This is a genomic window from Sphingomonas sp. Leaf67, from assembly GCF_001421965.1.
GTDB lineage: Bacteria > Pseudomonadota > Alphaproteobacteria > Sphingomonadales > Sphingomonadaceae > Sphingomonas.
The window spans coordinates 1-19,813 of sequence record NZ_LMLP01000025.1 but is presented as its reverse complement, the minus strand read 5'-3'; the positions used below and the strand labels follow the sequence as shown (position 1 = coordinate 19,813).

General features: G+C 64.7%; 13 protein-coding genes. 5 read left to right on the top strand and 8 right to left on the bottom strand.

Features of this window, described 5'->3' with window-relative positions; translation table 11 throughout:
• Window positions 1-129 precede the first annotated feature (129 nt).
• From ASE90_RS18030 to ASE90_RS18020, 3 genes are all read left to right on the top strand, one after another.
• Window positions 130-2,592, top strand: coding sequence for a glycosyl hydrolase family 95 catalytic domain-containing protein (locus tag ASE90_RS18030; RefSeq protein ID WP_056004240.1), 2,463 nt, complete (start codon window positions 130-132; stop codon window positions 2,590-2,592).
• A gap of 983 nt (window positions 2,593-3,575) precedes the next feature.
• Window positions 3,576-6,035 (top strand): S8 family serine peptidase, encoded by a 2,460-nt coding sequence (locus tag ASE90_RS18025; RefSeq protein ID WP_162235113.1) that lies wholly within the window; start codon window positions 3,576-3,578, stop codon window positions 6,033-6,035.
• Window positions 6,036-6,073: 38 nt separating this feature from the next.
• Window positions 6,074-6,394 (top strand): I78 family peptidase inhibitor, encoded by a 321-nt coding sequence (locus ASE90_RS18020; protein WP_056004234.1) that lies wholly within the window; start codon window positions 6,074-6,076, stop codon window positions 6,392-6,394.
• A 349-nt stretch (window positions 6,395-6,743) separates the two neighbouring features.
• Here ASE90_RS18020 and ASE90_RS18015 read toward each other — a convergent pair whose 3' ends face one another.
• From ASE90_RS18015 to ASE90_RS17985, 7 genes are all read right to left on the bottom strand, one after another.
• Window positions 6,744-7,700: an FAD:protein FMN transferase gene (locus tag ASE90_RS18015; RefSeq protein WP_235531947.1), complete on the bottom strand. Its 957-nt coding sequence runs from the start codon at window positions 7,698-7,700 to the stop codon at window positions 6,744-6,746.
• 17 nt (window positions 7,701-7,717) lie between these two features.
• Window positions 7,718-8,563, bottom strand: coding sequence for a DUF4198 domain-containing protein (locus tag ASE90_RS18010; protein ID WP_056004231.1), 846 nt, complete (start codon window positions 8,561-8,563; stop codon window positions 7,718-7,720).
• Window positions 8,564-8,583: 20 nt separating this feature from the next.
• Window positions 8,584-9,072, bottom strand: coding sequence for a DUF2271 domain-containing protein (locus tag ASE90_RS18005; protein WP_056004229.1), 489 nt, complete (start codon window positions 9,070-9,072; stop codon window positions 8,584-8,586).
• A 21-nt stretch (window positions 9,073-9,093) separates the two neighbouring features.
• Complete coding sequence (locus ASE90_RS18000; RefSeq protein WP_056004226.1) at window positions 9,094-9,723, bottom strand: PepSY-associated TM helix domain-containing protein; 630 nt, start codon at window positions 9,721-9,723, stop codon at window positions 9,094-9,096.
• The gene (locus ASE90_RS17995) at window positions 9,720-10,403 is read right to left on the bottom strand and encodes a Fe2+-dependent dioxygenase (RefSeq protein WP_056004223.1); all 684 of its coding nucleotides are present in this window, start codon (window positions 10,401-10,403) and stop codon (window positions 9,720-9,722) included. Before ASE90_RS17995 ends, ASE90_RS18000 begins: the two co-directional genes overlap by 4 nt.
• A 19-nt stretch (window positions 10,404-10,422) precedes the next feature.
• Window positions 10,423-12,822, bottom strand: coding sequence for a TonB-dependent receptor (locus ASE90_RS17990; protein WP_200910940.1), 2,400 nt, complete (start codon window positions 12,820-12,822; stop codon window positions 10,423-10,425).
• A 442-nt stretch (window positions 12,823-13,264) separates the two neighbouring features.
• Window positions 13,265-15,649: a TonB-dependent receptor gene (locus ASE90_RS17985; protein WP_056004220.1), complete on the bottom strand. Its 2,385-nt coding sequence runs from the start codon at window positions 15,647-15,649 to the stop codon at window positions 13,265-13,267.
• Window positions 15,650-15,825: 176 nt separating this feature from the next.
• Here ASE90_RS17985 and ASE90_RS17980 point away from each other — a divergent pair, with 176 nt between their 5' ends.
• A complete protein-coding gene (locus tag ASE90_RS17980) occupies window positions 15,826-17,613 on the top strand; it encodes an arylsulfatase (protein ID WP_056004217.1) in 1,788 nt (595 codons plus the stop codon).
• On the top strand, window positions 17,610-18,449 hold the full coding sequence (locus tag ASE90_RS17975; RefSeq protein WP_056004214.1) for an SUMF1/EgtB/PvdO family nonheme iron enzyme: 840 nt from the start codon (window positions 17,610-17,612) through the stop codon (window positions 18,447-18,449). The genes ASE90_RS17980 and ASE90_RS17975 overlap by 4 nt, the downstream gene beginning before the upstream one ends.
• Before the next feature lie 128 nt (window positions 18,450-18,577).
• Here ASE90_RS17975 and ASE90_RS17970 read toward each other — a convergent pair.
• A protein-coding gene (locus ASE90_RS17970) for an IS3 family transposase (RefSeq protein WP_156361648.1) occupies window positions 18,578-19,749 on the bottom strand; the annotation gives its coding sequence in 2 pieces (ribosomal slippage) (window positions 18,578-19,497 and window positions 19,497-19,749; 1,173 coding nt in all).
• Between the last annotated feature and the right edge of the window lie 64 nt (window positions 19,750-19,813).

Below are 19,813 nucleotides of genomic sequence, written 5' to 3'. Positions count from 1 at the left end.
GATATATCGCGAAACAAGGTCGGATTCTAATTTTTGGTGCGTAGCTGTCGCATTCGATGAAAATACGATCGTTCTGAAAGAAGGTACGTCATGATACGTTGGAGCAGGCGTGGTCTATTGAAAAGCGGCATGGCTGCGATGGTCGGACCGGCCGGTACCGTCGTAGAGGCGGTCGCCGCACCGGCACCGGCGGACGGCCCCGCCACGATCGGCGAACACGACCTGATCTGGTTCGATGCGCCGGCGGATGGATGGATCGAGGCGCTGCCGATCGGCAACGGCCGGATCGGCGGGATGGTCCAAGGTGGCGTCGCGCGGGAGATCGTGTCGCTCAACGACGATAGCCTGTGGTCGGGTCAGCCGTCGAACCCTGACAATCCCGGCGCGCTCGCGGTGCTGCCGCAGGTGCGCGAGGCGGTGTTCGCGGGCGACTATGTCCGCGCCGACGGGCTGAGCAAGCAGATGCAGGGCCCGTTCAGCAACGCGTACGAGCCGCTCGGCGACCTGATCCTCGACATCACCGGCAACGGTGCGGTCGGCGACTATCGCCGCGCGCTCGATCTCGATACGGCGGTGGCCAGCGTCGGCTATACGCAGGGCGGTATCCGCCATCGACGCGAGATGTTCGTGTCGCATCCCGATCAGGTGATGGTGATCCGGCTGTCGGCGGACCGGCCGGGGTCGCTCTCCTGCCGCGTGGGACTGAAGACGCCGTTGCAGGGGACGGTGGCCGCGACGGGTTCGCGTGTCGTGCTGACCGGCAAGGCGCCGACGGTATCGCAGCCGCAATATCGCGACGTGCCCGACCCCGTGATCTACGACCCGGCACCCGGCAAGGGCATGGCGTTCGCCGCGATCGTCGATGTCGCGGCGACCGGCGGCACGCTCGTCGCGCAGGGCGACGGCGTGACCGTGACCGGGGCCAGCGAGATTGTGCTGCGGATCGCGACCGGCACCGGCTTCCGCTCGTTCGACGTCGCTCCGGATCGCCCGGTCGAGGAGATCGTCGCCACAGCGACCCGACAGATCGATGCCGCGCGGACCAGAACATTCGACGCGATGAAGGCGGCGCATGTCGCCGACCATCGCCGCCTGTACCGTCGGTCCCGGCTGGCGATCGGCGTGCCGCGCAACGACGTGCCGACCAACCGCCGCCGCAGCGACAATGACGGGGTGCCCGAACCGGCGCTGGCGGCGCTGCTGTTCAACTTCGGCCGCTACCTGCTGATCGCGAGTTCGCGTGCGGGCACGCAGGCTGCCAATCTTCAGGGCATCTGGAACGACATGGTCCGGCCGCCATGGAGTTGCAACTACACCACCAACATCAACATCCAGATGAACTACTGGCACGCGGAGACCGCCAATCTGGCGGAGTGCCATGGTCCGATGATCGACTTCATCACCCATGTCGCGCGTGCCGGGCGTCGGGTCGCGTCGGGCTATTTCGGGATGCCGGGCTGGTGCGTGAACCACAATTCGGACCTGTGGGCGATCGCCAATCCGGTGGGCGAGGGCAAAGGCGACCCCAATTGGGCGAACTGGGCGATGGCCGGACCGTGGCTGGCGCAGCATCTGTGGGAACATTATGCCTTTGGCGGCGACGTCGCCTATCTGCGCGATACTGCCTATCCGCTGATGCGCGGCGCGGCGGAGTTCTGCGCGGCGTGGCTGATCAAGGACCCGAACACCGGTTACCTGACGACCGCGCCGTCGACCTCGCCCGAGAACATGTTCCTCACCCCCGACGGCAAGCGCGCGGCGGTCAGCGCCGGATGTACGATGGACCTGGCGCTGACCCGCGAACTGTTCGCCAATTGCGTGGCGGCGGCTGCGATTCTGAAGACCGATGCGGCGTTCGCCAGGCGGCTGACCGGACTGGTGGCGGCGCTGGCCCCCTATCAGATCGGCCGGTACGGACAGTTGCAGGAATGGTCGCACGACTTCGCCGAGCCGGAGCCGGGCCAGCGTCATATCTCGCACCTCTATCCGCTGTACCCCGGTGGCGAGTTCACGCCGCGGCAGACACCGAAATGGGCGAAGGCGGTGCAGGTGTCGATGCAGCGGCGCGAAACCAACGGTGGCGCGCAGACCGGGTGGGCCCGGGCATGGTCGGCATGCATCTGGGCGCGGCTGGGCGACCGCGAACACGCCGGCTATGCGGTCGACCAGTTCGTCCGCAAGAGCCTTGCCGCCAACCTGTTCGACACCCACCCCGCCAATCCGCGGCCGGTGTTCCAGATCGACGGCAATTTCGGCATCGCCGCCGCGATCGCGGAGATGCTGGTGCAGAGCCATGACGGCGGCATCGCTTTCGCACCGGCGCTGCCGCCTGCATGGCAGGACGGTGCGGTCACCGGACTGCGCGCGCGCGGCGGGGCGACGGTCGACCTGCGCTGGACCGCGGGTGCGGTGCAAGACGCCGTGCTGACCGCATCGCGGACCGGCGATCAGGCGATTCTCGCGCCGCCGGGGCAGCGGATCACGACGATCCGCGACGGCGGGACAACGATCCGGATGCGCCGGGATGGACCGTGGACGGTCTTCACCGCGCAGGCGGGCCGATCCTACCAGCTTGATTTCGCCGTGATCTGAGAAATGCCTGACCAACGGCATCGGCGGTTTTGAGGGAGCGAAACGAGGAGCGAACCTTCCCGCCATGGTGCCGATCGATGGCGGGCGAACGCCGGCAACCCGCTGTTGTTGCCGGAGCTCGATCGCCACGCCCGCCATCACGCAGACCGGAGTCGGCCCGGCTACGGTCGTACTGGTAGCGACACAGGATCGGCAGCAGCTGAACTGCAACGCCGGCTGGCGCTTCACCTGCGGCCACGTCGCAAAAGCGCGGCAGGCCGCAGCGGCGAGGCGCCGGTCGCCTTCTTTCCTGCGGAGCGGTCTGACACACTTCTTTTCCCGCAAGACAATGGTCGTTTGCAGATACCGTCCGCTTCCAGCCTGAACTGCTCGTCAGGCAGGAACGACACATGGCCCCCCGCAGCGTCTAGGTGTTGAACATCGTCAACGAAGACGCGGTTCACGGCCGAATGATGTTCGGCATCGTACGACGTGACGCGCTGCTCGGTACATACCTTTGCTAAGGCGTTCCTCACCTGTGGATCCCCTCCGCCTTGTAGAGGTCGCCCGCCGCAGGTCCTTCGCCTCCCGCTCCGGTAATCTGAGCCGTTCCCGGTCATCGGCGGCTTGCGCCGCTGGTCCCGCTCGCCGGCTGGCCTGCTCGTGGCACCAACGGCGCGGTGTTCCGGTCGTGCAACCGACCTTCCCGGCGATCGACGTCAGCACCCATCCCCGCGCCTGCTCATCGATAGGAGCCTTCCAAAAACCCGGGACGCTTCAAACCGCCGCACGATCGGCGACATCCAAAAGGACGATGTGCCCTACCCCTTCGCATCCGCCCCACAAAATGGTTACAAAAATGTTGACATACTAATAGTAGCCTTCACTATGTACCTCATCGCTTCGGTGCGACGTCCGGGCCGACCTGCGGTCCGATTACGCCAGTGAGGTTCGTCGTGGGACGAAGCTGGCGGCCGTTGAAAACTTCCATGGGGGCGAACAGCATGACAGCCAGCACCAATATTCGTTACGGGCTTCCCGGCACGATCTCCGACAACGCCGATTTCGCGATCATCGGGTCGGGAGATGGCAAATATCATCTGATGCCGTCGACCGGTACCGGCGGTGTATCGACATCCAATACGCCGTCTGCCGCCATCGGCGGCGTTACCGACCCCATCGCCGCCGAACAATGGCATCTGGCCAAGCTTGGTCGTCTCGATACGGTGTGGCAGGAATATACCGGCAAGGGCGTGAAAGTCGGAGGCTATGACGCCGGCGTACAATATGATCACCCCGATCTGGACGGCAACTATGACAAGAGCCTCGATATCGTTATCGACGGCAAGCGGTTCGATGGCGACTATCGTCCGGCTTCGGGGGGGCACGGCACCGCGGTCGCTGGCATCATCGCCGCGGAACGCAATGGCGAAGGCACCGTGGGCATCGCCTATGAGGCGACGATCGGCAGCGCGAACATCTTCGACCCCTATTCCGGTGGCAAGCTCGATCAGGGCATCTTCGTCAATGCCAACGATCTGACGCTTTTCTACCAGGCAATGAACCAGGCGGCAAAGTTCGACGTCGTCAATCATAGCTGGGGCAGCGGAGCCTATTATGGCACCGGCGGCGATCGGGGTACGGAGAATACGGGTGAATATACGCTAACACAGACGTTCGCCTATGTTGCCGAAGCAGGGCGCAACGGGCTGGGCACGATCAGCGTGAAGGCCGCCGGCAACAACCGTATCGACGGCGAGGGGCAGGGTTCGACCACCGATCGGCATGTCGTCGCCGTCGGGGCCTATCGCGATCTGGACGGCAGCTCGTCCTATTATAGCACACGCGGTGCTCATCTGCTGGTTTCCGCACCCTCGAGCGACTTTGTTGAACTCGGTGGCAATGGCGTGGTCACTACCGATCTTCTGGGTCGCGACGGGTATAATCTGGTTGGCGATCCGGGCGGCAAGCTCGATTATACCGACGATTTCGGCGGCACGTCGGCAGCCGCACCGATGGTGACGGGCGTCGTCGCCCTGATGCTCGATGCGAACCCGGATCTGGGTTGGCGCGACGTTTCCAACATTCTGGCCGCATCGGCGACGATGCCGGTCCCGTTCGATACGCCGCGCACCACGTACGAGTTTGGCGGTACCGACTTCGTGCTGAACGATTCGACCTTCAAGCTGGCCGGCGACGACGCCAACTGGAACGGTGGTGCGTATCATTACTCCACCGATTACGGTTTCGGCGGGGTCAACGCCTATAACGCGGTGCGCATGTCGGAAGTATGGGGTTTGTTCGGCGAGGCGCGCACGTCGGCGAACGAGGTGAAGCTGTCGACGCCGACCCTTGCCGTCAATCTGGTTGCTGCGGCTGGCGACAGTTATTCCGGAGACGCTCTAAACAACGATTTCTCGACCAAGCCGACGTCGTTCAGTTTCAAGATCGACGGCAATGTCGACCTCGAACACGTCGACATGTCCATCAATTACAGCAGCCTGTATGACTTTACCGGACGGGGTGCCATTCCCGGGTCGCTCGGCACGCTCAAGCTGAAGCTCATCGCGCCCGACGGTACCGAAGCGTTTGTAGATACGCTGAACGCGTTCGCTTCGCCGGTTGCGGGTGATCAGTCCTTTACGTTTGGCTTCGCCGGGTTCCGTGGCGTCCAAACCGAGGGTACCTGGACGCTTCAGTTTCAGGAGCATTATTCATCGGCGGTCACGACCATCAACAGCGTCAAGTTGGACCTGTATGGTGCCAAGGCCGACGCGAACGACGTCTACACGTACACCGATGAATTCTTCGCGATGGCGGCGATTGCGGGTGAGTCCGGGCGTGGCGCACTGATCGATACGAATGGTGGCACCGACTGGATCAACGCGGCGGCGATCTCCGGCGATGCGACGATCAATCTCGCCAAGGGCGGTCAGAACAGCTTCGACGGCACGGTCGCATTCACCCTGGGCGCGAAGACAGTGATCGAGAATGCCGTGACCGGTGACGGTAACGACAACGTGACGGGCAACAGCCTTGCCAACGAACTCCATGGCATGCGCGGCGACGACAAGCTGTTCGGTGCGGCGGGTGCCGATACGCTGAACGGCGGAGCGGGCCGCGACTGGCTCGACGGTGGCACCGGTTCGGATATCCTTACCGGCGGGGCAGGCGCGGACATCTTCTTCTTCGACAACGCCCGTACGTCTGGAATGGACCGCATCACCGACTTCGCATCGGACGACCGGTTGTACACGACCCGCGCGATCCGCGACGGCAACCGCGATGGCTATATCGGTTTGGGAACGAACAAGCTCCTCAATCTCGATATGGGCAACAGCGGGGACCGGGTCGCCATCGACGGCTTGGACGCGACGAAGGGTCTCGTCTATATGGGGATGAAGGACGGGTATTACGTGTATGCCATGAACGACGGCACCCATTTGCCGGCCGCGTACGCCTGATACCACGCAGCACCGGTGCAGGCGCGTTGCCTGCACCGGTGTCGATCGAGGGATATATGTCGATTTTCATCTGGGCAGGAGTGATCGCGATGACGGTTCAGGCATCGCCGCCGCCACGACCGGGAACACCGGCCGGGCGTAGTGCCGGCATCGATCTTGGTCCTACACTGGCCTTATGCGGCCTCGCGAACGTGAAGGTCGGTGCAAAGCTTTCGGACAATGTCCGCCGGGCGGCTGCCAACAACTCGCGAGTGCGTATCCTGCGGCCGGGTGACATGGCGACGATGGATTTCGTGCAGGATCGCATCAACCTGATCGTGGACGGCGAAGGTTATATCGTCGATATAAAATGCGGATAAGTTTCCTGAAGATAAATTTCCGTTTCCTGCTCGTAATCCGGCCGTTAGAAATCACCGGTCGATTGAAATATTTAGATTAACAACTTCCTTATAGAATTTCCGCTATTGCCGTCGCAGATCCGAGAGCGGTCAGCGGTTGACCGCCTGACCGGATCCAGAAACCTACGTTTACATTTGGCTAAACCCCGCTCACCATCGGACACAGACTCACCTTTTTTATGGCAGCCGCGCCACACTTCCACACCACTGACCGCTAAAATGGCGCTCTGTCAATACGAAATTTCTTCGAGACACGTGCGATCATTATTATAGAATTATGAATATTATTACGTAATTTACCGAACAAATTTTAAATGATCATACGCGCAAACTGCGGCGTCAGAATTTCTTTCACAGAAGTACCAGTTGTCACCAAAATACGTGCCGCGATATTCTGTTCTTCGACCAAACCATTATCGGGGTAAGCCACCAGGATCGCAGTTGCCAGGGCGTCAGCGAATGCTGCGGTCCCGGCAACGACGCTGACCGACACGACCCCGTTCGTCGCCGGACGCCCCGTCCGGGGATCGAGCGAATGGTCACCGCGGACATAGTTGCCGGAGGTCGCGACGGCGCATTCGTGCAGCGCGAGGCGCAACGGCGGGTGCCCCGTGTCGAGCGGATCTTCGAGGTCGACCCACCATGGGTCACCATCCGGGCGCATCCCCCGCCCGATGCATTCCCCCCCGATTTCGACCAGACAATGCCGTACCGCCCGTTCGGCCAGCAGGTCGGCAATCGCATCGGCGGCATAGCCCTTCGCCACGCCCGACAGGTCCAGCGCCAAACCACCGGGCTGCCGAAGGCGCCGTCCCGCCGGATCACGCCGCAGGCGATGCCATCCGCCAGTCTCCTGCGCTGCGGCGATCGCGGCGATACCGGGTTCGGGCTGCGGTCCGGGCGGCCCGAACCCCCACAGATCGACCAGACGGCCGATCGCGGGATCGAACGCGCCGTGGCTGGCATGGGCCACCCGCAGCGACAGGTCGACGACCGCCGCGAAGTCCGGCGACAGATCGGCCCAGCCCCCGGCAGGCAGCGCGTTAAACCGGCAGAGTTCGGACCCCCGCTCCCAATGGCTCATCTGCAGTACGAGGTCGCGCAACCGGGCATCGATCGCCGCGCGCAGCCCGTCCGCGTCGGCCCCTTCGGACAGCGCGCACGTAACCGTCCAGCGCGTCCCCATCGCAACCCCGGACAGGGTCGCGACGGCTGCGCCCGGATCGTGATCTGTCAGTGCCGCCGCCGATGGTTCGGTCGGCAGCACGATGCGCGGCGGCGGGCTCAGGGCGTCATCACCTCCAGCGTGGTGACATAGCCCATGCGCCGGGCGGTCGCGCGCGCGACGCTCGGCTTCGCATCCTCGTGCGATGCGTTCAGCCAATACATCCCCGCCGCCGGCCAATCGATCGCCAGCACCCCGTCGGCGCCGGTCGTCAGCTCACGCGCACCCTCGGCGTTGCGATAGCGTTTGCCGCCGGGCACCACCGTCACCTTCAATCCCGATGCCGGTTGTCCGTCGACGAGGAAGCGGAACCGCGCCGCCTCTCCCGCAACCAGTTCGTCGGGATGGGTCAGGAAATCGATCTCCAGTCCCTTGCCCGTCGGTTTGAGCACCGTGCGGGTCGGCTCCCCGGCGGTCACGAAGATCTGGTTGCGGTTGGTCGTTTCGGTCAGCTTCACGTCGGTCGCATCGGCGGGAATGTCGGCGACGGTCAGCGGCGGACGGCGCACGCCATCCGGTCCCGGTGGCCCGCCGCGACCGCCGACGCGCTTTTCCTCGCCATTCACCTTGAAGCTGCCCATCAGGCCCGACATCTCGGTCCCGATCTTCCACGTTCCGGGCTTGTCGAGCTTTACGTCGAACACCGACCGGTACCGGCCGGTCGCACCGTTCTGCAACTGCCCGGCGCTGCCGTCGGGCTGCCATATCGTGACCCCCTCCAGACGTCCCGGCTGATGGTCGGCATAGAACAGGTCGTTCGATGCGGCGAAATCGACCGTCACCCAGCTATCGGTGCCCGAGAATACCGTTCCCGACGGCAGCATCCACAGGCGATGCGCGGACACGACGGTGGGAATGGAAAGCAGGGCGGCGGCGGCAAGCAGGTGGCGCGCGAAACGGGGCATGGGCATCATCCTTCGAAGGGTCAGCGGGCGGCGAGCGTCACGGCGCCCAGTTCGTGCGATCCGCTAGCGCGGGCGGCCCTGACGGGCACGGTCAGCGGTACCTGTACCAGTTCGCGGCCACCGGTTTCGCGGGCGGCTTCGACGTTCAGCACATAGCTGCCCGGGCGCAGGTCGGCGGGAAGCGGGATCGTGTGGGCACCGGGGGCGCGGGTCGCGCCGCTGACACCGTCGGCGGGCAGTTTCAGGCCGCGGCCCCCCTTTCGCCACCAGGCTCGCAGGTCGGCGAGCCATTTCGTCCCCGGCTCCGCCCCGGACTTGCGGACATCATACCACAGCGCCAGCGTGCGCGCCGCGCCGCCGCCCGCCGGTTCGACCCACACCGCCACATAGGGGCGGTGATATTCGGCGACCGACAGGCGCGGGACGGTGACGGTGATCGTCCCCGCGGGCGGCGCGGGTGCGGCAGCGACGGTCGCACCGCCCAGAACCGCGAGTGACAGGATGCGCATCGGACTATTTCCCCCGGACATTCAATGGATCAGGAACAAGGCGAGGATCACCGGCAACGCCACCCCTGCCGCGACCAGCGGCCAGGTGGACGGCCGCCGCTTGGCATGGAGTTGCAGCAGCAACAGCCCGGTGATCGAGAACAGGACACAGGCGATGGCGAACACGTCGAGGAACCAGAACCATGCGATGCCGGCATTACGCCCCTTGTGCAGGTCGTTGAGGTAGCTGATCCAGCCACGATCGGTCGTCTCGGCGCGGATCGCCCCGCTGGTCAGGTCGATGCTGACCCATGCATCGCCGCCGGGACGCGGCAGCGCGACATAGGCCTCGCCCTCCGACCATTCGACGGGATGCGCAGCGACGTTCAGCGCCACCTGTCGTTCGATATCGGCAGCGACCCCCGGCGGAATGGTCGCCTTTGCCTCTGCCGCTTTGCCGAGCGGACGCAGCAGGCTGGCAGACAGTTGTCCCTGCCGTTCGGCGACGACGGGTTCGGCCGAGATCGTCGCAGCATGGTTCAGCGTGATGCCGGTGACCGCGAACAGCAGCATCGCCGCCAGCGAGATGCCGGCGCTGATCCAGTGCCACGCGATCAGCTGTTTCGCCCACCATGCGCGCCAGTTGCGCCGGCGTTTGGCGGCAACGCTCATGCGTCGGCCCAGCGGCGCAACAGGTTGTGATACAGGCCCGTCAACCGGACCACCACCGCATCCCCCTGCCCCCGATCGCCACCCAGCGCCTGCACCGACTGGTCGAGGTCGAACAGCAGCCGGCGTTCGCCGTCGTCACGGACCATCGACTGGAGCCAGAAGAAGGCGGCGGTGCGCACGCCGCGCGTGACCGGCGTCACCCGGTGCAGGCTGGAGGCGGGATACAGCACCATATGCCCGGCCGGCAGCTTCACCGTCTGCGAACCGAAGCGCTCCTCGATCACCAGTTCGCCGCCGTCATAGCTGGCGGGGTCTTCGAGGAACAAGGTCGCCGACAGGTCGCTGCGGATGCGGAAATCGGTTCCGCGCTTCATGCGGATGGCGTTATCGACGTGCAGCCCGAATGCCTCCCCGCCCTCATACCGGTTGAAGAGCGGCGGAAAGACCTTCAGCGGCAGCGCGGCGGCGATGAACAGCGGCGACCGGCCGAGCGCGTCGAGCACGATGCCACCGGCCTCGCGCGCGGCCGCGCTGTCCTCGGGCAACTGGCGGTTGCGCTTGGCCAGCGCGGATTGCGGGCCGGAGGTGACGTTGCCGTCGACCCATTCGCCACCCTCGATCAGCGCGCGAACGCGGTGGAGGGTGGCTTCGTCCAGCACGTCGGGAATAGCGATCAGCATCCGCCCCGGCCCGTCCCCGTCAGAAGTTGTAGTAGAGGCTGAGTACCGCCTGCCGCCGGTCGCCGGGCATCGCCCAGCCGCCGGTCACCGCGCCGGTCGTCGCGTTCACATTGCTGCGAATACCGGTCAGATAGCGCTCGTCGGTGAAGTTCTGGATGTTCAGCTGCAAGGTCGCCCGCTCCGCGATCGTGTAGGCCAGATAGGCCCGATGGATCAGATAATCGTCCGCACGGAACTGCACCGGCTGGAACGCATTCGGCACGTTCAGCGCGATCGACCCCTGATAGGTCAGGCCATAGCCCAGTTCGAGGCCAAACGGCAGCTTGTAGGTGGTGAACAGCGACCCGGAATGTTCGGGTGTCTGCACCAGCGTCGCCCCCGCCTGCGGATCGCGGACACCGGCATTCAGGTCCCGGTCGGAAATCGACTGCCGCACCCTGCCATCGAGATAGGTGTAGTTGGCAAAGATCGTCCACGCCGGCAGGATCGATCCCGACAGCCCGACCGCGATACCATCGACACGCGCTTTGCCGTCGAGCACCTGCAACCCGGCGGGCAATGCCGGATCGTTCGACGGCACCCGGTAATTGGTGCGTTCGTTACGGAACACGGCGGCGGTCAGCTCCAGCTTGCGCCCGAACAGCGCGGCCTTCACCCCCGCCTCGATATTTTCGGCGGTTTCGGGGGCCACCGCGCACGGGTCGGCGGCACCGGCCGCGTTGGGCGTGGCCGACACCACGCCGCAACCCAGACGTACCGTTTGCGACGACGGCGTCTTCGACTTGCCGTACCCGGCATAGATGCTGACCGCCTCGACCGGATGGAACACCGCGCCACCGCGATAGGAGAACAACCGCTCGTTCGAGCGCTGCACCGCTTGCTGCGCCAGGGTCAGCTGCGTGCTGCCCGGGGGAACGATCGCCAGCGGCAGGTTGCGGAACCGGGCGTCCTGCACCTCCCACCGGATGCCGCCGTTCAGTTCGAACCAGCGGTTCAGCTCCAGCGTGTCGAACGCATAGACCGCAAGATTCTGGGTTTCCGCCCGCGACTGCGCGGTGACGGTCAGGTTGACCGGGCCGGTCCAGCGCGTGTCGGGATTGGAAATGGAAAGGTCGGGCGAAGTCACCGCGACACCCGCCGCGGTACGCAACAGGCTGCCGCTGGTGATGTGATAGCTTTCGATTCCGCCCGATACGCCGATATTGACGACGTTGCGCAGGCCGCCCTTCTCGCCCGCCTCATGCCGCAGATCGACCTGATCGTAGAGCAGGTCGTTGACCTGATCGCGCGACAGCCCGCGCGGACCCGAAGGCCGCCAGTTGCCCCGCGCGAGACCGGTCGGACAGGCGATGCCGACCGTCGCCGCCGCGTTCGCGCCGACCGGCTGCAATCCGGTGGTGGCGAGGCAATAGGTGCCCTGCGGCGCGCTGGTGATGCTGTCCTGCGCGACGCGCTGCCAGCGGGTCAGGTTGCGGACCGAGAGACTGTCGTTGATCGCGTGGCGGAACGTCGCGGTGAAGCGGTCGACCGTCTGGTCCTGTCGATCCAGATTGGCGATGCCGTAATAGTCGGCGCGATCAACACCGGGCAGGACGCCGCCGCCGATCGGGCTCTGGAAATACGGCACGCCATAGAGCGGCGTGTTGCGGTCTTCCTGATGGACATAGGCCAGGGTCAGGCTGGTCGGACCGCCGATGCCGATCGTCACCGATGGCGCGATGCCCCAGCGTTCGAACTTCTCGACATCGCGGCCGGGCACGCCGTTATGGTGATAGGCACCGGTCAGCCGTACCGCGACCAGATCGGACACGCGCTGGTTGGCGTCGATCGACGCGCGATAGTAATCGTCGGTACCGACCGATAGCTGCGCGATCGACAGATCCTGTACGCTCGGCACCTTCGACACCAGATTGATCGTGCCGCCGACCGATCCCGATCCGTTGAAGACGGTGTTCGCGCCGTTATAGACCTCGATCTGTTGCAGGTTGAACGGGTCGGTACGGCTATATTGGGCGGAATCACGTACGCCATCGACGGTGATGTCGTTCGCCGCCGAATAGCCGCGCAGGTTGATGGAATCACCATATCCGCCGCCGCCCTCGCCGGCACCGAAGGTGATGCCGGGAATGGTCTGGAGCGCGTCGCGCAGTGTCTGCAGATTCTGTTTGCGGATCGTCTGATCGTTCAGGACCGTGATCGTCTGGGGCGTATCGCGCAACGCCGACGTTGCCTTCGGACTTTCCACCTTCGCATCCGCAGCCTTCTGGCCATTGACGACGATCACATCGCGATCGTCGACCTGGTCCTGCGCCGTCAACGGCGCCGCCACGGGACGGGGCGCCGTCTCCGCAGCGAGTGCCGGCGCGGTGGCAATGAACCCAACGCAGGTCATTGCCAGAAAACTCGTCTTTTCGATCATGTCGTCCCCCTGTCGGAAAACGCAGCTATTGCGAGTAAGTCGCAGAGTCAATGCTAATGCGAAGTGTTCTTAGATTCTTTCTTTCGTGGTTGACGTGCAGTTCGCGTTAGCTGGGAAGATGCGCCCATCCACGCTCCGTTCGATCGCACACGAAGTTCCAAGAACACCGGACCCCTACCAGAGCAGTACGGGCGCTACGGCTATCGCCGGGTGACCCGGTGGGGGCTGCTCACTCCGCCGGATCGCCCATCCCTGAACATTCTCGAACGGCCTCCAAGCCCAACGCGTCGGCAGGAAAAATCGAACCGTGCCCAACGTATGACTGCGAGGTGCCGATGTTGGCTGCGATGCCGTAACATTGCCCCGGTTTCGAACGTCCAACCTGCATCTACAGCTTCTGCATACCGGTCATTCGCTCGGAAATCATTCGGCACCAATATCACTACAGCCGCGTCCGCAGGGTAATCCCATAGGTCCGCGGATCACCGAGCGTTCCCGTGATCGCGCCGGTATTGGCTGCGGCGCGTGACAGGAAATAGGTTTCGTCGGTCACGTTTCGACCCCACAACTGAATATCGAACAGCCCGTCGTTGGTCCGGAAGCCGAGCCGCAGGTTCAACAGGTCATAGGCCGGGATCACCGAATAATGGCTGAGGCTGGCGGTAGTGTTGGTGCTCGAGCGATAGCTGTAATCGCTCCCGAAATAGACCTCGCCCGCACGGCCCGTCATGTTCGCGATCGGCGCGCGGACCTCGCCGCCCGCCGATGCCGCCCATTCCGACACGCCGGGAAGCTTGCGTCCCGACAGGTCGCAGATCGTCTGCCCGGTGATCTCGATCGGACACGGCGCATTGGAATAGGAGATATAGCGCGCATCGTCATAGGTGCCCGAGCCGTACAGCGTGAGCCACCGCGTCGGAGCCGCCCGCACATCCGCTTCGAACCCGCGCGTGCGGACCTTCGCCGCGTTGGTGAAAAAGCTGACGCCGTTGCGTTCGATATCGATGATCGTCGTCTGATAATCCTGCACATCGGTCCAGAACGCAGCGGCATTGGCGGTCAGCCGTCCCCCGAACCATGTCGTCTTGAGGCCTGCTTCATAGCTGTCGATCGTCTCGGGCGCGATCACCGGGTTGGCGGCGAACTGCCCGGTGGTGGTGATGTTGGCGAGGTTCAGCCCGCCGAACTTGTTGCCGCGCGCATAGGTGACATACCCCAGCACCGGGTCGACGACCTTCCACGACAACGTCGCCTGTCCCGACAGCCGCCCGGCGCTGGTCTCCGCATCGTAACGATTGGCGACGCCATAGCGCGACCGGATCGTCTGTGCCGCCGCCTGCTGCGCTGTGGTCAGCCCGGCCAGCGATCGCCCGGTCGCGACCTGATCGAAATAGCCGGTCTTGGTCTCATAGGTATAGCGCAGGCCGGTCGTCAGATCGACGCCCGGTACGACATGCCACGTCGTCTGTGCGAACGCGGCATAGCTGTCGGTCACCGGTCGCGACTGGCTGACGACGTTGTAATCGTTCAGCGCTGCGGCCCCGACCGCCGCGTTGGTCGTCGGCGGCAGGAACCAGTCGGCGGCGCGGTTGCCATATCGGTTCACCGCCTCCGCCCGGATCGATTGATAGATATAATAAAGGCCAGCGACATAATCGACCGGACGGTCGCCGTTCGATGCGATGCGGAGTTCCTGGCTGACCTGTCGCTGTTCGTTGCTCTGATGAAAATCGGCTCCCGCATCCATGCTGGTGCTGTCGCCGTCATTGTGCGGATACCAGTTCCATGCCCGATAGGCACTGACCGACGTCAGCGTCGCAGCCCCCAGGTCGAGGTCGGCGGTGACGTTGATGCCGTGCTGGTTCATCGCATAGCGCGGATTGGCATCGACATCGGTGATGCGGAACGCAGGGTCGGCCGGCACCGGGGTATAGCCCAGCCGCGCCGCGCGATCGTAATAGTTGTTCGCGAAGGTAGTACCGTTGTCATAGGCGCGGATCGCGCCGAGCAGGATGCTGCCGGCGGTGAACGAATGCTGCCGCCCCCAGTCACCGATGACCCGCAGCGTGAGCGTATCGGTCGGTTTGTAGAGCAACTGCCCCCGCAGGTTCAGGTCGTGAAAATCCTGCCCGAACCGCCCGTCGAAGCGGTTGCGGGTAAAGCCGTCGCGGTCGGTCTTGGACACGAACAACCGCGCGGCAAGGCTGTCGGTGATCGGCCCCGACACATAGGCATGGAGCTGGCGGAACCCGAAATTGCCGAGCGACACGTCGCCGCCTCTCTCGACATCGAACGTCGGCGCCTTGGTCGTCACCACCACCGCACCGGCCGAGGTATTCTTGCCGAACAGCGTTCCCTGCGGGCCGCGCAGCACCTCGATCCGCTCCAGATCGGCGAGGTCGAAGACGCTCTGGCCGGGTCGCGCCAGATAGACGCCATCGACATAGACGCCGACCGCCGGCTCCAGCCCGTCATTATAGACCGCGACGTTGTTGCCGAGGCCGCGAATGTTGATGCTGGTGTTGCGCGGATTGGTGTTGGTGACGACGAGGCTGGGGGTCAGCTGTTGCAGGTCGCGCAGATTATAGGTGCGGGTCGATTCGATCTGTTCCGCACCGAATGCGTTGATCGCGATCGGCACGTCCTGGCTCCGCTCCGCTCGGCGGCGGGCCGTGACGACGATATCCTCGCCGCCGGGTTCGTCTTCGGGGGCATCGATGGCAATTTCGTCGGCCGATGGCACCGGATCGGCCATCACCGGCGTGGCGGACAGGGCCACTCCGGCAAGCAGGAACAGGCGGCAGGCACGGGCTGGCGAAATCGGCATCGATGGTCCCTTGGTGACGAATGGCGGCGGCGTTCGCCGGACCGCGCATGGCTAGGATAGGGACGCCAACGAAACGAACGCACTAAATCCTACTATATTGGTAGATTATCTTTATTGTTGTGGCGCAGCACGGCGCTATGCCCGTGCGTGTAACCTTCGCCACCTTCGGAGAGCCCATGCCGGCCAAGCCCCTGATCGCCGCCGCCCTGCCCGCACTGCTGTTCGCGCTCCCCGCCGCCGCCGCCCCCGACACCCCGCCCGTCCCGGCCGCGCAGGCCGTCGCGCCCAAGGACGCCCCCAATTTCCTGGTGATCGTCGCCGACGATCTCGGCTGGTCGGACCTCGGCGCGTTCGGCGGAGAGATCGCCACCCCGAACCTCGACGCACTGGCGCTGTCGGGGGTGCGCTTCACCGGCTTCCACACCGCCCCGACCTGTTCCCCGACCCGCTCGATGCTGATGAGCGGCGTCGACAATCATCAGGCGGGTCTCGGCACCATGGCCGAATTGCTCAGCGACGCGACGCGCGGCCGGCCGGGCTATGAAGGCTATCTCAACGACCGTGTCGCCTCCATCGCCGAACTGCTCCGCGCCGGCGGCTATACGACGCTGATGGCGGGCAAATGGCATCTCGGCCTCACCCCCGATCGCGAACCGGCGGCACGCGGCTTCGAACACAGCTTCGCGCTGTTACAGGGCCTGTCGAACCATTTCGGCGCGGACCAGAATGCCGCGTGGCAAAAGGCCGGCCTCGCCCCCAGCTATCGCGACGACGGTAAACCCGCCTCGCTCCCGGCGGGCCGCTATTCGACCGATTATCTGGCCGACCGGCTGATCGGCTATCTCGATCAGGCGAAGCGGGCCGGCGACGACCGGCCGTTCTTTGCCTATCTGCCCTTCACCGCACCGCACTGGCCGCTCCAGGCTCCCTCCGAAACGATCGCGAAATACGAGGGCCGCTACGATGCCGGCTACGAAGTGCTGCGCGAGGCACGGCTTGCTCGTCAAAAGCAACTCGGCCTCGTCCCCGCCGACGCCGTCGCCCACACCACCGAACAGGTCCGCCCATGGGCCTCGCTGACCGCTGAAGAGCGCGCGATCGAGGCCCGCAAGATGGAGGTCTATGCGGCAATGATCGACCGGCTCGACCAGAATGTCGGACGCGTCATCGCCGCGCTGAAGGCGCAGGGCCGCTTTGACAACACCGTCATCCTGTTCCTGTCGGACAATGGCCCGGAAGGGAATGTCATCGAAGCGCCCTCCCCTCGCTTCAAGGAGGCTGACCCGAAGGCGCCGCCCGTTGATCCCGATGCCCCGACGCCGGTCGATCCGTCGCTGGGCATCGACAATCGGCTTGCCAATATCGGCGCGGCGACCAGCTACATCGGCTATGGCCCGGGATGGGCACAGGCCAATTCGACGCCGTCATGGCTGGTAAAAGGCTATCCTGCCGAAGGCGGCATCCGCGTCAGCGCCTTCGCCGCGGGCAAGGGCGTGGCCGGCGGCGGCCGGATCGCCACCGCCAATCTCGACGTGCGCGACATCGCCCCGACGCTGCTCGACTATGCCGGGCTGAAGCAGCCGGCGAGCTTTGCCGGCCGGCCGATCCTGCCGCATCAGGGGCATAGCCTGCGCCCCGTCCTGACCGCCGCTGCACCGGCGGTGCGGACGGCGGACGAAGCGGTCGGCTACGAACTCTTCTATCGCCAGGCGCTGCGTAAAGGCGACTGGAAGATCGTGTACCTGCCTGCCGGCACCAACCGCTACACCCGCAAGGGAGTCAGCACAGGCCGTTGGCAGTTGTTCGACGTCGCGCGCGATCCCGGTGAGACGCGCGATCTGGCAGCAGCCGAACCGGCCCGCCTCGCCGATCTGGTCGCCGCCTACGACGCCTATGCCAAGGAGAAGGGCGTGGTGCCGCTGCCCATCGCCGAGGTTCAGGCCGCTGTGGTCGCCAAACCGTGAGGGGGGCGACGGCGCTGCTGCTGGCGGCGGCGGGGTTGGCATCGGCCGGCGCGCAACATCCCGCCGCGCGATGCAACGCGACCGATCGCTGCGTTGCCATTCCTGCGGGCGTGGTGCTGCTGGGCGAGGATGGCGCAGGGCGGCCGGGCGTTGCGACCCGGATCGCCGCTTTCCGCATTGACGCGCATGAGGTGACCAATCGCCAGTTCGCCGCCTTCGTCGCTGCCACCGGCTATCGCACGCGTGCCGAACGCGACGGTGACTCGGCAGTGTTCATCGCGCCGACCGAGCCGATCCCGCTCGACAACGCCGCCCGCTGGTGGCGGTTCGTGAAGGGAGCGGACTGGCGCCATCCACAGGGACAAGGCAGCGCCATAGACGGACATTGGCACGACCCGGTGGTCCATGTCGACCGCGCCGATGCCGCTGCCTATGCCGCATGGGCGGGCGGCGTCCTGCCAACCGCCCAACAATGGGAACGCGCCGCGCGCGGTGGACAGATGACCCCGCGCGATCCGATGGCATGGGCATTCGACCACGGCAAGGCGCAGGCCAATGTCTGGGAAGGCATCTTCCCGATCGCCGATACTGGCGCAGACGGTTATGCCGGTATCGCCCCGGTCGCGCGGTTTCCGGCCAACGGCTTCGGCGTGTACGATATGGTAGGTAACGTGTGGGAATGGGTTTCGGGCAGCGGACCGGTCGGCATCGTCAAGGGCGGCAGTTTCCTGTGCGCCACAAACTATTGCGCAAACTTCCGCCCCGCCGCCTTCCAGGCACAGGAACAGGATGTTCCGACATCGCATATCGGGTTTCGCGTAGCGTATCGTATTTGACGTGACCCCCAGCTTTCCTCCAGCTGAGATTAGAGCCGGGCGGTTGTTTTGCGCATCAGCGCGGTTGAAGCAATGGGCTGCGTAGCGGAGCCCGTGTGACGTGACCCCCAGCTTTCCTCCAGCTGAGATTAGAGCCGGGCGGTTGTTTTGCGCATCAGCGCGGTTGAAGCAATGGGCTGCGTAGCGGAGCCCGTAGGGCGTAGCGAAGCAGGCCATTGCTTATTCAGTTCGGCGGCGAACGCCGCCGGGGTTGCATAACCAAGGGATGAGTGCGGTCTCTCCCGGTTGTAATCCTCGACCCAAGCAGCGATCTCGACCCGGGCATGGGTAAGGTTCATGAACAGCGTCTCGTTGAGCAGTTCATCGCGCATGCGGCCATTGAAGCTTTCGACATAGCCGTTCTGCATCGGCTTGCCCGGAGCGATGTAATGCCACTCCACGCCGCTCTGGCCGCACCATGCGAGCACGGCATTGCTGGTGAGCTCGGTGCCATTATCGCTGACGATCATCCCCGGCTTGCCGTGCTGTGCGATCAGCTGGGTCAGCTCGCGCACGACACGATGCCCCGAGATCGATGTGTCCGGCACCGCCGCCAGGCACTCCCTGGTCACGTCATCGACCACATTGAGCACCCGGAACCGCCTGCCAGAAGTCATCTGGTCATGAACGAAGTCCAGGCTCCAGCGCTGGTTCGGCATGGCCAGCACCGGAGCAGGTGCCCTGGTGCCGACTGCACGCTTGCGGCTGCGTCGCCGCCTCACCGCCAGACCTTCCTCCTTGTAGAGCCGCTGGGTCTTCTTGCGGTTGATCATCACGCCCTCCCGGCGCAGCAGGATGTGCAAACGACGATAGCCGAACCGGCGACGCTGGTTGGCTAGCCCGCGCAGCTTCTCGCGCAGAGCAGTGTCATCGTCCCGGGTGGAACGATAGCGCACGCTCTTGCGATCGGCATCGATGACACGACACGCCCGCCGTTCGCTCATCCCGTGGCACGCCTGCAGATGAGCGACAGCTTCCCGCTTCGCGGCGGGCGTCAAAACTTTTTTGCCAGAAGATCCTTCAACGCAGCCTGATCCAGCATCGCATCGGCCAGAAGCCGCTTGAGCCTGGCGTTCTCGCTCTCGAGCTCTCGCAGTCGCCGGGCCTCGGATACCTCCAGCCCGCCATACTTGGCCTTCCAGTTGTAGATCGTCGCTTCAGACACCCCGTGCCGCCGGGCAAGATCAGCGGTCTTCGCGCCCGCTTCTGCCTCCTTCAGCACCCCAATGATCTGCTCTTCTGAAAACCTCGCACGCTTCATCGTCTGTCCTTCCTTCAGGCCAGACTCTAATCGTTCGTGGAGGAAAATCAGGGGGTCACGTCAT